The organism is Pseudomonas sp. JL27(2026) (assembly GCF_056933555.1).
Genome location: NZ_CM167794.1, coordinates 5,484,762 through 5,498,514, shown reverse-complemented (window position 1 = coordinate 5,498,514; position 13,753 = coordinate 5,484,762). Strand labels below are relative to the sequence as shown.

Genomic DNA, 13,753 nt, shown 5'->3' with positions numbered 1-13,753 from the left:
CACGATTAACGACCCTCAACCGGGAGAGACACACACAATGGCACTCATCAGCATGCGCCAGATGTTGGACCACGCAGCCGAATTCGGCTACGGCGTTCCAGCTTTCAACGTCAACAACCTTGAACAGATGCGCGCCATCATGGAAGCCGCTGACAAGACTGACTCCCCGGTGATCGTCCAGGCTTCGGCCGGCGCCCGTAAATACGCAGGCGCGCCATTCCTGCGTCACCTGATTCTGGCGGCAATCGAAGAGTTCCCGCACATCCCGGTGTGCATGCACCAGGACCACGGCACCAGCCCTGACGTCTGCCAGCGCTCGATCCAGCTGGGCTTCAGCTCGGTGATGATGGACGGCTCCCTGGGCGAAGACGGCAAGACCCCGACCGACTACGACTACAACGTGCGCGTCACCCAACAAACCGTAGCCCTGGCTCACGCCTGTGGCGTATCGGTAGAAGGCGAGCTGGGTTGCCTGGGTTCGCTGGAGACCGGCATGGCCGGTGAAGAAGACGGCATCGGCGCCGAAGGCGTTCTGGATCACAGCCAGATGCTGACCGACCCGGAAGAAGCTGCTGACTTCGTCAAGCGCACTCAGGTCGACGCCCTGGCCATCGCCATCGGCACCAGCCACGGCGCGTACAAGTTCACCAAGCCACCTACCGGCGACGTGTTGGCCATCGACCGCATCAAGGAAATCCACAAACGCATCCCGAACACCCACCTGGTGATGCACGGTTCTTCTTCGGTTCCGCAAGAGTGGTTGGCGATCATCAACCAGTACGGCGGCGACATCAAAGAAACCTACGGCGTGCCGGTTGAAGAAATCGTCGAAGGCATCAAGCACGGCGTGCGCAAGGTCAACATCGACACTGACCTGCGCCTGGCGTCCACCGGTGCAATGCGCCGCCTGATGGCCACCAACCCGAGTGAGTTCGACCCGCGTAAATTCTTCGGTGCCACCGTAACGGCCATGCGCGACGTGTGCATCGCACGTTACGAAGCTTTCGGTACGGCGGGCAACGCTTCGAAGATCAAGCCGATCTCCCTGGAAGCGATGTACCAGCGTTACCTCAAAGGTGAGTTGAACGCCAAGGTCAACTAAGCCTGTCAGCGTATTAGTCGCATGAAAAACCCGCAGAAATGCGGGTTTTTCATGGGTGAAGAATTTGTAGTCACCAAGGTCATTGTGGGTGCGGGCTTGTCGTCACTTGTCGTGATCAATGTCCAGCTTGCTGAACGTGACTTTCCCGCCCTCATTGGTGTAACCAGTGTTGTCCTGCACATACACCCCGGCCTTGAAGTACAGCGGCTTGTCGCGCCAGGTGGCGCTGATTTTCGTGTCCCACTGGTAGCCGGCGGCGCTGATGCCCAGGTTTCCGCCGGGGCTGAGGTGGATCAGGTAGGAAAAGCTCTGGTCCAGTTTTACCCCGCTGGCAATGGTGATCACTCGGCCTTCATCGTCATCCGGGCGCATGCGCACCTTGGCGACGATGTTGCCGGTCAGCGTGCTGGCCTTGTACTGGTACTCGACCTTCACCAGCGGCTTTTGACTGTTGTAGGCATGGATCTGGCCGATGACGATCTTGCCGGAGCTGGGCACCTGGTTCACTGACAGGGTCGCGCGCAACAAGTTATCGGCTTCGGGGTAGAGCCAGTTGCGCAGGGTGCCGTCGCTGTAGGTTTCGCGCAATTCGCTACGCGGGTAAATCGCATTTTCGGTCCGTGAGCCGGTCACCGGGGACCAGAAAAACAACGTGCCGGTGTCGGAATGAAAGTACTGATCCTTGAAGCCGCTCACCAGTTTCGGGGTGTCGATGGTTGCTGGTGGGCTGCCGACGGGAACGCTCAGGTTCCAGGTTGCCAGATCGATCATGTTCAAGCCTTCCGCGGTTTTTTGCCGTGCGAAGTGAGCCAGAGGCTTTAGTCCGCACGTTAGAGGGCGGTCTTTATAAGCGTAGAAGGCTTCCTTGTTAACGCCCGTCCGGCGGACGGCTGACGTCAACCTTCTGTCGAATGGCCATCCTTCCCGGTTTCACGGGGCTTGATGAGTGACCGTTAGTCGGTTGGCCGTGGCTTTGGCAGGGTGATGGCGTCCTGATGCCTACTGCTTTCGCAGAACCGGGTCTAGAGTGAAGGCTCAGTAATTGTCCGGTTTTTCACGGCAGCCGGCCTGACGTTCCCGACAAGAGAAGCAGCATGGAATGCGCGCAACCGAAGCCAGGTGAAGGCAGCTCAGTCCTATTGATCGTCGATGATTACCCTGAAAACCTGCTCAGCATGCGCGCCTTGTTACAGCGCCAGGACTGGCAGGTGATGACCGCGGCCTCGGGTATCGAGGCACTGAGTCTGCTGCTTGAACATGAAGTCGACCTGGTGCTGCTGGATGTGCAGATGCCCGGCATGGACGGTTTTGAAGTCGCCCGCTTGATGCGCGGCAGCCAACGGACCCGCCTCACCCCGATCATCTTCCTGACCGCCAACGAGCAGTCCCAGGATGCCGTGATCAAGGGGTATGCCAGTGGTGCGGTGGATTACCTGTTCAAACCCTTCGACCCGCAAATCCTCAAACCCAAAGTCCAGGCGCTGCTTGAACACCAGCGCAATCGTCGGGCGCTGCAACGCCTGAGTCATGATCTGGAGGTGGCGCGAGCCTTCAATGCCTCGGTGCTTGATAACGCCGCCGAAGGCATTCTGGTAGTGGGCGAGGACGGGGTGATACGGTTCGCCAACCCGGCCATGTCGCGCCTGCTCAATGCGCCAGTTGCGCAACTGCAAGGTGCGCCGTTTCTGGAGTTCCTGCAAAAACCTCATATTCCCCAGTGGAGTGACTCGCCGATCAATGCCAGTTACCGCCGCGGTGAAACCTGGCGCATGCATGACGCACTGCTGCGCACGGTACCCGGCCAACAGGTGCCCGTGGCGTTGTCTTGTGCGCCGCTGCCCTCTGAGCAGAAGGCCATGGTGGTGACCGTGCTGGACATGTCGGTGGTGCGCCACTTGCACCAGCAACTGGAGTTCCAGGCCGTCACCGATCCGTTGACCGGGCTGCTCAACCGGCGCGGGTTTTACCAGACCGTCGAAAACCTGCTGTTGCGCGGCGAACGTTCGGACAGTTCATGGGTGTTGCTTTACCTGGACCTGGACGGCTTCAAGCGGGTCAATGATTCCCTTGGGCACGACGCGGGTGACCGCGTGTTGCGTTGGGTTTCCGAGCAGTTGAAGGCGTGTTTGCGGCCCTTCGATATCCTGGCGCGAATGGGCGGCGACGAGTTCACCGCGTTGCTGGACCTGGAGTTTGCAGAGCAGGCGGCCAAGATTGCCGAGAAGCTCATCGAGCGGCTGTCGATCTGTCAGCAGATCGAAGGAATGGACGTGGTGCTGGGCGCCAGCATCGGCATTGCCACCTATCCCGATTGTGGTTCCAACCTCGACGGTCTGCTGCGCGCGTCTGACATCGCCATGTATGAAGCCAAGCGAGCAGGGCGTCAGCAGTATCGCTTTTACGACCATGAAATGAATGGCCGTGCGCGTTCACGCCTGATGCTCGAAGAGAGCGTGCGCACGGCCATTGAAAACAAGGATTTCAACCTCGTCTATCAACCTCAGGTGTCGATTGCCGACGGCCGTCTGCGCGGTTTTGAAGCGCTGTTGCGCTGGCAGCATCCCAGCGTGGGCGATGTGCCGCCGGGGTTGTTTTTACCTTTGCTGGAAGAGGTGCGGTTGATCAGCCGCCTGGGCAGCTGGATTTACCATCGCGGCGCGGGCCAGCGAAAAGCCTGGGAGGGGGTGTTCGCCGATGACCTGGTGCTGGGCGTGAGCCTGAGCAGCACCCAGTTCGGCATGCCGAACCTGGTGACGGAGTTGCGCCAGGTACTGGAGCGCCATGCGTTGCAGCCGCGTCAGCTTGAGGTCGAGATCACCGAAGATGCCCTGATGCAGAACCTCGATGAGTCCCGCAAGCAACTGCGTTTGTTGCGCAACCTGGGGGTGCGGGTAGCGCTGGACGATTTTGGCTCCGGGCCGTGTTCGTTGGCGTATTTGCGCGACCTTGAGTTCGACACCCTCAAGCTGGACCGGCACTTGATCGCCCGGTTGCTGGAGTCGCCACGGGATGCGGCGATCGCCCGCAGCGTGATCGATTTGTGCAAGGAGTTCAGTGTGTTGGTGATCGCCGAAGGGGTGGAGACTGTCGCACAGTATCAGTGGTTGCAGGCCAACGGCTGCGAGCATGTGCAAGGGTTCCTGGTGGCGCGGCCATTGATGGCCGAGGACGCCGACAAGTTTGCGCAGCCTTTCGACTGGAGCGCGCTGGGCACCTGAATTCGTTACACTGGCGGCCTTTTGTGACTCTGCTGCCGCCCCATGACCGCGCTCAAATACCTCCAGGCTTATCCCCACGCATTGCAAGAGCAGGTTCAACAGCTGATTGCTCAAGGTCGGCTGGGTGACTACCTCACTCAGCGCTATCCAGAGAAACATGCGGTGCAGAGCGACAAGGCGCTGTACAGCTACGCTCTGGATCTCAAGCAGGAGTATTTGCGCAATGCGCCGGCCATCGACAAGGTGTTGTTCGACAACCGCCTCGATCTGACCCACCGCGCGTTAGGCCTGCACACGGCGATATCCCGGGTGCAGGGTGGCAAGCTCAAGGCCAAGAAGGAAATTCGCATCGCGTCATTGTTCAAGGACGCGGCGCCCGAGTTTCTGAAAATGATCGTGGTGCATGAGTTGGCGCATTTCAAAGAGTCGGATCACAACAAGGCGTTCTACAAGTTGTGCGAGCACATGCTGCCGGGGTATCACCAGGTGGAGTTCGATCTGCGGGTGTACCTGACCTGGCGGGATATGCAGTAGACATTGCAACAAGGAGTGTGTGGATGGACGTGAGCAAGACCAAAAGCAGCTTTTACCGCCGATTGTACGTGGCGTACCTGATCGACAGCGGGCTGGCCAGCAGTGTCCCGGCGTTGACCGAAGTGACCGGCATGCCCCGGCGCACGGCCCAGGACACCATCGCGGCATTGGCGGACCTGGATATTGTCTGCGAGTTCGAACAGCAAGACGGTGCGCGCAACCATGCAGGCCGTTATCGGATTCGCGAGTGGGGGGCAATTGACCGGGGATGGATCGAGCGCAACCTTCGGCAGATCAAAGCGGTGCTCGAGTATCCCTGACGTTTTGTGGCGCCTGTACTGGCGCCTTCGACGTGCTCGCGAAAGGGCCCTCAGGCCCGGCGCATACCGATGTGCGGAATGTCGTCCTCCAGGTATTCTTCGCCCGCCACCACAAAACCGTACCGTGCGTAGTACGCCTGCAAATGTGCCTGGGCGGACAAGTAGATCGATATCTCCGGCCAATGTTTTTCGGCCTGTTTCAGGCCCTGGCTCAGCAACTCGTGGCCCAACCCGGTGCCCCGCGCTTGCGGTGCGACGATGACCCGGCCAATCACCACGTCACCACCCTGTGAGGTCGGGTCGAGCAGGCGCAAGTACGCCACCAGCCGATCACCGTCCCAGCCCATCAAATGACAGGTGTCGCCATCCAGGTCCTGTTCATCGAGGTCTTGATAGGCGCATTTCTGCTCGACCACGAACACTTCGGCGCGCAAGCGCAAAATGGCGTAGAGCTGTTCCTTGCCCAGATCGCTATGATGTTTGCAGACCCAATCGATTGTCATTCTTTTCGTCCTGTCAGAAGTCTGGTTTCGATACTAAGCGTCCTGCCGTCGGAAGTCTTGCCTGCATTGGCGACGCAATGTGTGATAGAGGCCAAAATGCCATCATTCATTTCTCGCCAGATTGTCTTCTTTGTGTAATCTGCGAGGTAGCTCCGTGCACTGGCTTCAATGAGCTAATGTTAGGACCGGGCTTGTGACCGTTTGTCGGTACACCGGCCTTTGGGAATTGGCTAAAAACACGCTGGGCTTCCCGCCCGCTAAGGATTTTTTAGCATGCCGCGATTGCATCGAGCCTGTGCTTTGATTGGATTGCTGTTGCTGACCCAGAGCGCTGCAGCGGAAAAATTGCGTCTGGTTGCCGATGCCTGGCCGCCGTTCACCGACGCGACGCTGGTTAATGGGGGGCTGGCCACCGATATCGTCAGTACCGCGCTGGCGCGAGCGGGGTACGCCAGCGAGTTCGAGCAGGTGCCTTGGGCACGGGCATTGCTGGGCGTGGGCGAGGGGCGCTACGACGTGCTGGTCAACGCCTGGTACGACAAGGCGCGCACACAACTGGGGCAGTTCTCCAGTGAGTACCTGCTGAACCGCATACGGTTCATCAAGCGCAAAGATGCACCGCTGGAGTACAACACCTTGCAGCAACTGCACATGTACCCGATTGCGGTCGTGCGGGGGTACGCCTATTCGGCGGAGTTCGACGCCGATGCGGCGCTGCAGAAAGTCCCGGTGCATAACTTCGCGATGGCCGTGCGCATGCTGGCGGCTGACCGCGTGAAGCTAACCCTGGAAGACGAATACGTGGCCCGTTATTACCTGGCCCGGGAATCATCCAAGGTACGCAACGCGGTGGAGTTCCTGCCCAAGCCCTTGAGCGAAAACAGCCTGCACATCCTGGTCAGCCTGAAGAACCCCGAGCATGCGCAAATCGTTGCGGGTTTTGACCGCGAGATTGCCAAGATGAAGGCGGACGGCAGCTATGACCGGTTGCTCAAGCAGCACGGGATGTGAGGCTTGCTGTTGTGGCGAGGGAGCTTGCTCGCGCTGGGTTGCGAAGCGGCCCAATACAAACCACTCGATGTGTCAGGTAGAAAACCATTTACCGGTTTACGGTTGCTGCGCACCCGAGCGCGAGCAAGCTCGCTCGCCACAGGGGCGCGCGCGAGCCCTCAATCCTCGCTCGTATCCTTGATCAGGTGCGCCGCCAAGGTCCGCAACGGTCCCAATTGCCGGCAGATCAGCGCCAGTTGGGTTTGCACCAAACGTTGGCCTTCATCGATTTCATCGGGCATCTGCTCCAGCGTCGTGGCCAGTGCCTCTTCCTCATCGCTCTGAATCGCAATCGGCAGTTTGCTCGCCAGCCCTTGGGCGATTTCGTCGATGCTGGCCGCCAGGCTCACCCCGGCACCGTCGATCAACTGTTCACGCACATCGGGCGGTAGCTGGGTTTCGCGGTGTGCACCCAGGCCCGACAAGTAGCTGAGCAAGGTGTGGGAGAGCACCAGGAAGCGGAACCCGACATCGGCCTCTTTACGAAAGTGTCCCGGCTCCATGAGCATGTTGGCCAGGGTAGTCGACAGCGCCGCGTCGGCGTTATGGGCATTGCGTCGTGCCAGTCGATACGCCAGGTCATCACTTTTACCCGCTGCGTATTGCAGCATGATTTGCCGCAGGTAAATGCTGTTGCACGTCAGGGTGTTGGCGAGCACTTTGTTCAACCGACGGCCCTGCCAGTCCGGCAGGAACAGGAACACCGCGAGCCCCGCAATCAAACTGCCGAGCAAGGTATCGAACAGCCGTGGCAGGAACAGCCCGTAACCGTCGCCGACCTGGTTGAAGCAGAACAGCACCATCAAGGTGATTGCCGCCGTGGCCAGGGTGTAGCGAGTGGTGCGGTTGATAAAGAACACTACACCGGCGGCGATGGCGAAACACGACTGCACCAGTGGGTTGGGGAACAGGTCGAACAGCGCCCACGCCACCGTCAGGCCGATGGCCGTGCCGACAATCCGCTGGCCGAGTTTGCGCCGTGTAGCACCGTAGTTTGGCTGGCAGACAAACAGTGTGGTGAGGATGATCCAGTAGCCTTGCGACGGGTGGATCAAATGCACCATGCCGTAGCCGATGGTCAGTGCAAGGGGCAAGCGCAGGGCATGCCGGAACAGCAATGAGGTCGGCGTCAGTTGGGTGCGCAAGCGGCTCCAGACATCCTTGAGGTTGCGCGGCGAGCGGTCGAGCAGGCTGCTGTCGGTGGCGTCGGCGAGGCTGTCGGGGTTGCTGGCATCGCTGAGCAACCGGTCGAGGGTGCCGAGGTTTGCCGCCAGGGCCCGCAACGAGCGCAGCAATCCGCGCCAGGCCGGGTTGCTCTGGATGCGCAGGTGTTCGAGGGAGGCGTGCAGGTCGTTCAGGGCTTCGGCGAACGTGGCGTCGTAAACGAACGGTTGGCGCATCTGGATCGACTCGGCCAGCGCTCGGCAGGCCTTGCCTTGCTGGCGCAGCAGGCGTTGGCAGCGGAACAGCACGTCGCTGTGGAAGAAGGCTTCAGCCAGGGCGTTGTAAGGGTAGTGCGAGGAACTGGCGCGTTCGTGGATGTCTTGCGCCAGGAAGTACAGCTTCAGGTAGCGGCTGACTTTCGATCCCGGCCGGCCATTGCCGACCCGGTGCAGGATGATTTCCTTGGCCGCATTGAGCGCGGCGACTACCCGGCCATTCTGCTGCGCCAGTTCCAGTCGACGGGCTTCGACGTCCATCTGCCGGATCGGTTCGAACAATGACGATTTGAGCTTCAGGTAAAAACCCAGTTCGCGGAACAACCGCGCCAGGCTCTGTTGCACCGGCTGGTTGGAAAACAACGCCTGCCAGAGTACCGAAAGCAAGCCGTACCAGGCGGCGCCGGCCACCAGCAGCACCGGTTCATGCCAGAGGTCGGTGACCGCGCCACCGCGCTGGTCCACGCCAATCATGGTGTAGACCGAGAGGATCAGCGTCGCCGAAGCAATCGCCCCATAGCGTTCGCCCAAGGCGCCGAGCATGGTCAGGCCGAAACTGGCAAGGGCCAGGGCGAAAACGAAGACGTACGGGTAGGGGAATAACAGCTCGACCGAGAAGGCGGCGACGCTGAAACACACCAGCGTCACGGCGAGTGCATTGAGGCGGCCCTGCCAACTGTCGTCGGTCTCGGCCAGGGCGCTGGCGATAATCCCCAGGAACAATGGGATCAACAGGCCCATTTCATCCTGATACCAGCACAGCGCCATGCTGCCGGTCAGGGCGATGAACACCCGCACGCTGTAACTGAATTTATCCAGTGCCCAGAGGCGACGCAGAGACTGACGAAATGGGGTCGATGGCATGAAGTGCGAAGGCCTTCCGGGGCAATGCAGCTAAATTGAGCCAGTAATGACGACGGCGCAATGGCGCCGATCACATCTGACAGCAAAAACTGTTCCTTATGGATCAACACATAACCAATGTGGGAGCGGACTTGCTCGCGAAGAGGGAGTGTCAGTTGGCATCAAGTTGCCTGACACACCGCTTTCGCGAGCAAGCCCGCTCCCACATTTTGTTTTGTGTACGACTTTGGATCAGACGTACTGCGCAGCCGCATAGCCCGAGGCCCAGGCCCATTGGAAGTTGAAGCCGCCCAGATGGCCGGTGACGTCCAGCACTTCGCCGACAAAGTACAAGCCGGGGCTTTTCAGAGATTCCATGGTCTTGGACGAGACCTCATGGGTATCGACGCCACCCAGCGTCACTTCGGCGGTGCGGTAGCCTTCGGTGCCGGCCGGCACGACTGTCCAGCTCGAGAGTTTTTCGGCAATGTCCGCCAGCTCTGCGTGGGTGTACTGCTTCATCGGTTTGGAGGCGAACCAGTTGTCGGCCAACAGGTTGGCCATCTTCTTGGTGAAAATCTCGCCCAGCAGGGTTTTCAGCTCGCTGTTCGGGCGCTCTGCCTGCTGCTGTTGCAGCCAGCCGGGTACGTCGTGGTCGGGCAGCAGGTTGATTTCAACCGTGTCGCCGGATTGCCAGAACGAGGAAATCTGCAAAATCGCCGGGCCGCTAAGGCCACGGTGAGTGAACAGGATGTTCTCGCGGAAACTCTGGTCGTTGCAGCTCACCAGGCAATCGACCGATGTACCGGACAACTCGCCACACAGTTCTTTGAGCTGATCGGTGATGGTGAACGGCACCAGGCCGGCACGGGTCGGCAACAAGGTGTGGCCGAACTGCTTGGCCACTTGATAACCGAAACCTGTGGCGCCCAGGGTCGGAATCGATAAACCGCCCGTGGCGATCACCAGCGACTCGCAGGTCACCTGGCCCAACGTGGTTTCCAGCAGATAGCCGTGTTCGAGTTTTTCGATCTGCTGGATCGAGGTGTCGAGGTGCAGGCTGACGCCGACCTGATCGCACTCGTTGAGCAGCATCTCGAGGATGTCGCTGGATTTGTTATCGCAGAACAACTGGCCGAGTTTCTTTTCGTGGTACGGCACGCCGTGTTTGGCGACCATCCCGATGAAATCCCACTGGGTGTAGCGCGCTAGCGCGGATTTGCAGAAGTGCGCGTTTTGCGAGAGGAAATTGCCAGGCTCGGTATACATGTTGGTGAAATTGCAGCGCCCACCGCCGGACATGAGGATTTTCTTGCCGGCCTTGTTCGCGTGGTCGAGCAACATCACCTTGCGCCCACGCCCGGCGGCGGTCAGCGCACACATCAACCCTGCGGCGCCAGCGCCAATGATCACGACTTCGGTAGAGCGCAAAACGGTGTCCTCATACAAATTTTAAATTCACCGGTGGACCAATGTGGGAGCGGGCTTGCTCGCGAAAGCGGTGTGTCAGGCAACTTGATGCCAGCTGACACTCCCTCTTCGCGAGCAAGCCCGCTCCCACATTTGATCTCTGTCAGCCAGACGATCCTTTACAAAATCCGAACGCGCAGCGAGCGGCCCTTGATCTTGCCGTCGCTCAAACGCTGGACAGCCTGTTTGGCGACGCTGCGGTCGACAGCCACATACGCCTGGAAGTCGAAAATTGCGATTTTGCCGACCTGGGCGCCTGGAATACCGGCATCGCCGGTCAGTGCGCCAAGGATGTCGCCCGGGCGAACCTTGTCTTTACGACCAGCGCCGATGCACAGGGTGCTCATGGCCGGCAGCAGCGGACCACCGCCCTGGGACGTCAGGTTGCTCAGTTGATCCCAGCTCAGCGGCGACTTCTGCAGTTGTTCGATGGCTTGGGCGCGGTGGGCTTCGGACGGAGCAACCAGGCTGATGGCGATGCCTTTCTCACCGGCGCGACCCGTACGGCCTACACGGTGAATGTGAATTTCCGAGTCGCGGGCCAGTTCAACGTTGATCACCATGTCCAGTGCATCGATGTCCAGACCACGGGCGGCGACGTCAGTGGCCACCAGCACCGAGGTGCTGCGGTTGGCAAACATCGCCAGGACCTGGTCGCGGTCACGCTGTTCCAGGTCACCGTGCAGGCCAACGGCCGAGATGCCTTTGGCGGTCAGGTGGTCGACGGTTTCCTGGACCTGCTGCTTGGTGAAGCAGAAGGCCACGCAGGAGGCCGGGCGGAAGTGGCCGAGTACCTTGGTCACCGCGCTCATGCGCTCTTCCGGGGAGATTTCGTAGAAGCGCTGCTCGATCTGCGTGTCGTCGTGGAACGCCTCGGCCTTCACTTGCTGCGGGTTGCGCATGAACTTCGACGCCAACTGCTTGATGCCCACCGGGTAGGTGGCGGAGAACAGCAGGGTCTGGCGACGTTCCGGGCACTGGGCGATGATTTCTTCGATGGAGTCGTAGAAACCCATGTCGAGCATGCGGTCGGCTTCGTCGAGGATCAGCGTGTTCAGGCCGTGGAGCACCAGCGAACCCTTGCGCAGGTGCTGCTGGATACGCCCCGGGGTGCCGACGATGATGTGCGCGCCGTGTTCCAGCGAGCCGATCTGCGGGCCGAAGGACACGCCGCCGCACAGGGTCAGGACCTTGATGTTGTCTTCGGCACGGGCCAGACGACGGATTTCCTTGGCCACCTGGTCGGCCAGCTCACGCGTTGGGCAGATGACCAGCGCCTGGCAACCGAAGAAGCGCGGATTGATCGGGTTCAACAGGCCGATACCGAAAGCCGCGGTCTTGCCGCTGCCGGTCTTGGCCTGGGCGATCAGGTCCATCCCCTTGAGGATCACCGGCAAGCTTTGCGCCTGAATCGGCGTCATCTGGGCATAACCGAGGGAGTCGAGGTTAGCCAGCATGGCGGCGGACAGCGGCAAAGTATTAAAAGCGGTGGCGATGGTGGTCACGGGACTGGCCTGCAAAACAAAATGTCGCGCAGTGTACCAGTCCTGTGGCCATTCGCCCGCAGTTTCCAGACGAGAAGCCGCCGAGCGACGACCAGGCAAGGCGAAGGGAGGTGAGAAAGCGGAGTTGACTTTAGTCAATGAGCATTTCGAACCTCTTTTCAACGCAGCATGGGCAAGCGGAGGCACTTATCGTCTGGAAACTAAGGCTCGATGTGTTGTTCCGGGCTCTGGACCCGCCGTCCGTCTTTTGGTGAGAGCTGCAAAAAGATTGCCGCCGCCAGCATCGCCATGATGCCGACTGTCAGAAAGGTCAGTTGGAAGGCTCCGAGGACGCTGCCCACGCCATTGCTTCCGATCTCTGCCGTGAAGCCGCCGAGCAGGGCGCCAGCGCAGGCAACACCCAGGCTCAGCGACAATTGCGCGACCACCGACAACAGGCTGTTGCCGCTGCTGGCACTGGCATCGTCGAGGTCGATGAGTGTGACCGTGTTCATTGCAGTGAACTGCAAGGAGTTGATTGCTCCCAGGATGGCGAGTTGCGCCAGCAACAGCCAGTAAGGTGTTTGTTCGCTGACCAGGCCCATGCTCGCCAGCATGATGCCCAGCGCCAGGGTATTGCCGGTCAGGATGATGCGATATCCCAGGCGTTCGATCAGCGGCCGGGCGACGGACTTGGCGAGCATGGCGGCCGCAGCGAGTGGCAACATGCTCATCCCGGCCTGCGACGGCGAATACCCCAGCGCCACTTGCAGCAACAACGGCACCAGAAACGGCAGGGCGCCGCTGCCCAGTCGGGCGAACAGATTGCCCAGAATGCCAACGGCAAAGGTCCGGGTCTTGAACAGCGCTGGCGGGAACAATGGATTATCGGTGTGCACTGCCCGCAGCCAGTACGCCGCCAGGCACGCCATGCCACCGAACAGCAGCAACATCACGCGCAAGTGCGGCAGGTGCAATTCGCCCAGGCCTTCCATGGCAATGGTGATCAGCACCATTGCTGCGCCGAACATTAGAAAACCCGGCCCATCGAAACGGGTGCGCTCGGTGCCGCGCAGGTCCGGGATGAATTTCCACACGGCGTAGCAACCGATCAGGCCGACCGGCAGGTTGATCAGGAAGATCCAGTGCCACGACAGGTACTGAACCATCCAGCCGCCCGTGGTCGGGCCGAGCAAGGGGCCGAGCAGGCCGGGAATGGTGATGAAACCCATGGTGCGCACCAGTTCCGAGCGCGGGTAGGCGCGCAACACCACCAGCCGCCCGACCGGCAGCATCAGCGCGCCGCCCAGGCCCTGAATGACCCGGGCGCCGATCAGCAAGCTCAAGGTGCTCGATAACGCGCAGAGCAATGAGCCGATGCTGAACAGCAGAATTGCGCCGAAGAAGATTTTCCGGGTGCCAAAACGGTCGGCAATCCAGCCCGACGCCGGAATCAGCAAGGCCACGGTGAGCATGTAGGCGATGATGACGCCCTGCATGCGCAACGGGTTTTCCGCCAGGTCCCTGGCCATGGCGGGCAGGGCGGTATTGAGAATCGTGCCATCGAGGGACTGCATGAAAAACGCAATGGCCACCACCCACGGCAACCAGCGGGCAGTGGTGGCATCGAGCGCAGGGCGATTGGGCATGGGGCCTCTGAGGTTTGGAGTTAACGCAAGGTCATGGCTGGCACTGACCCCTGTGGCGAGGGAGCTTGCTCCCGCTCGGCTGCGCAGCAGTCCTAAACCGGGAAAATGCAGTCTGTCCGATGAACCGCGTTTGCCGGTATT

11 protein-coding genes are annotated in these 13,753 nt (G+C 60.4%); 5 read left to right on the top strand and 6 right to left on the bottom strand.

Annotated features, from left to right (window positions below; translation table 11 throughout):
* The first annotated feature begins 37 nt into the window (after positions 1 to 37).
* Complete coding sequence (gene fba, locus AC1Z1G_RS25130; protein ID WP_027617054.1) at positions 38 to 1,102, top strand: class II fructose-bisphosphate aldolase; 1,065 nt, start codon at positions 38 to 40, stop codon at positions 1,100 to 1,102.
* A gap of 102 nt (positions 1,103 to 1,204) precedes the next feature.
* On the opposite strand, the gene AC1Z1G_RS25125 is transcribed toward fba, so the two are convergent.
* Positions 1,205 to 1,873 carry a polysaccharide lyase family 7 protein gene (locus AC1Z1G_RS25125; RefSeq protein ID WP_483623080.1) on the bottom strand — a complete coding sequence of 223 codons (669 nt, stop codon included), beginning with the start codon at positions 1,871 to 1,873 and terminating at the stop codon, positions 1,205 to 1,207.
* Between the two features lie 323 nt (positions 1,874 to 2,196).
* Here AC1Z1G_RS25125 and AC1Z1G_RS25120 point away from each other — a divergent pair, with 323 nt between their 5' ends.
* The 3 genes from AC1Z1G_RS25120 to AC1Z1G_RS25110 are packed head-to-tail and all read left to right on the top strand — an operon-like array spanning position 2,197 to position 5,174.
* The gene (locus tag AC1Z1G_RS25120; protein WP_483623079.1) at positions 2,197 to 4,320 is read left to right on the top strand and encodes a putative bifunctional diguanylate cyclase/phosphodiesterase; all 2,124 of its coding nucleotides are present in this window, start codon (positions 2,197 to 2,199) and stop codon (positions 4,318 to 4,320) included.
* Between the two features lie 42 nt (positions 4,321 to 4,362).
* A complete protein-coding gene (locus AC1Z1G_RS25115; RefSeq protein WP_483623077.1) occupies positions 4,363 to 4,854 on the top strand; it encodes a M48 metallopeptidase family protein in 492 nt (163 codons plus the stop codon).
* Between the two features lie 23 nt (positions 4,855 to 4,877).
* A complete protein-coding gene (locus AC1Z1G_RS25110; RefSeq protein ID WP_483623075.1) occupies positions 4,878 to 5,174 on the top strand; it encodes a winged helix-turn-helix domain-containing protein in 297 nt (98 codons plus the stop codon).
* 50 nt (positions 5,175 to 5,224) lie between these two features.
* Here the strand turns inward: AC1Z1G_RS25110 and AC1Z1G_RS25105 are convergent, their stop codons facing one another.
* The gene (locus AC1Z1G_RS25105) at positions 5,225 to 5,677 is read right to left on the bottom strand and encodes a GNAT family N-acetyltransferase (RefSeq protein ID WP_483623073.1); all 453 of its coding nucleotides are present in this window, start codon (positions 5,675 to 5,677) and stop codon (positions 5,225 to 5,227) included.
* Positions 5,678 to 5,950: 273 nt separating this feature from the next.
* Here AC1Z1G_RS25105 and AC1Z1G_RS25100 point away from each other — a divergent pair, with 273 nt between their 5' ends.
* The gene (locus tag AC1Z1G_RS25100) at positions 5,951 to 6,688 is read left to right on the top strand and encodes a substrate-binding periplasmic protein (protein WP_483623071.1); all 738 of its coding nucleotides are present in this window, start codon (positions 5,951 to 5,953) and stop codon (positions 6,686 to 6,688) included.
* A gap of 158 nt (positions 6,689 to 6,846) precedes the next feature.
* Here AC1Z1G_RS25100 and yccS read toward each other — a convergent pair whose 3' ends face one another.
* From yccS to mdtD, 4 genes are all read right to left on the bottom strand, one after another.
* Positions 6,847 to 9,030, bottom strand: coding sequence for a YccS family putative transporter (gene yccS / locus AC1Z1G_RS25095; RefSeq protein WP_483623069.1), 2,184 nt, complete (start codon positions 9,028 to 9,030; stop codon positions 6,847 to 6,849).
* Between the two features lie 231 nt (positions 9,031 to 9,261).
* Positions 9,262 to 10,440 (bottom strand): BaiN/RdsA family NAD(P)/FAD-dependent oxidoreductase, encoded by a 1,179-nt coding sequence (locus tag AC1Z1G_RS25090; protein WP_483623067.1) that lies wholly within the window; start codon positions 10,438 to 10,440, stop codon positions 9,262 to 9,264.
* A 158-nt stretch (positions 10,441 to 10,598) separates the two neighbouring features.
* Complete coding sequence (gene dbpA, locus AC1Z1G_RS25085) at positions 10,599 to 11,936, bottom strand: ATP-dependent RNA helicase DbpA (RefSeq protein WP_483627987.1); 1,338 nt, start codon at positions 11,934 to 11,936, stop codon at positions 10,599 to 10,601.
* 248 nt (positions 11,937 to 12,184) lie between these two features.
* Entirely contained in the window at positions 12,185 to 13,612 is a 1,428-nt protein-coding gene (gene mdtD / locus AC1Z1G_RS25080; RefSeq protein WP_483623065.1) for a multidrug transporter subunit MdtD, read from the bottom strand.
* Between the last annotated feature and the right edge of the window lie 141 nt (positions 13,613 to 13,753).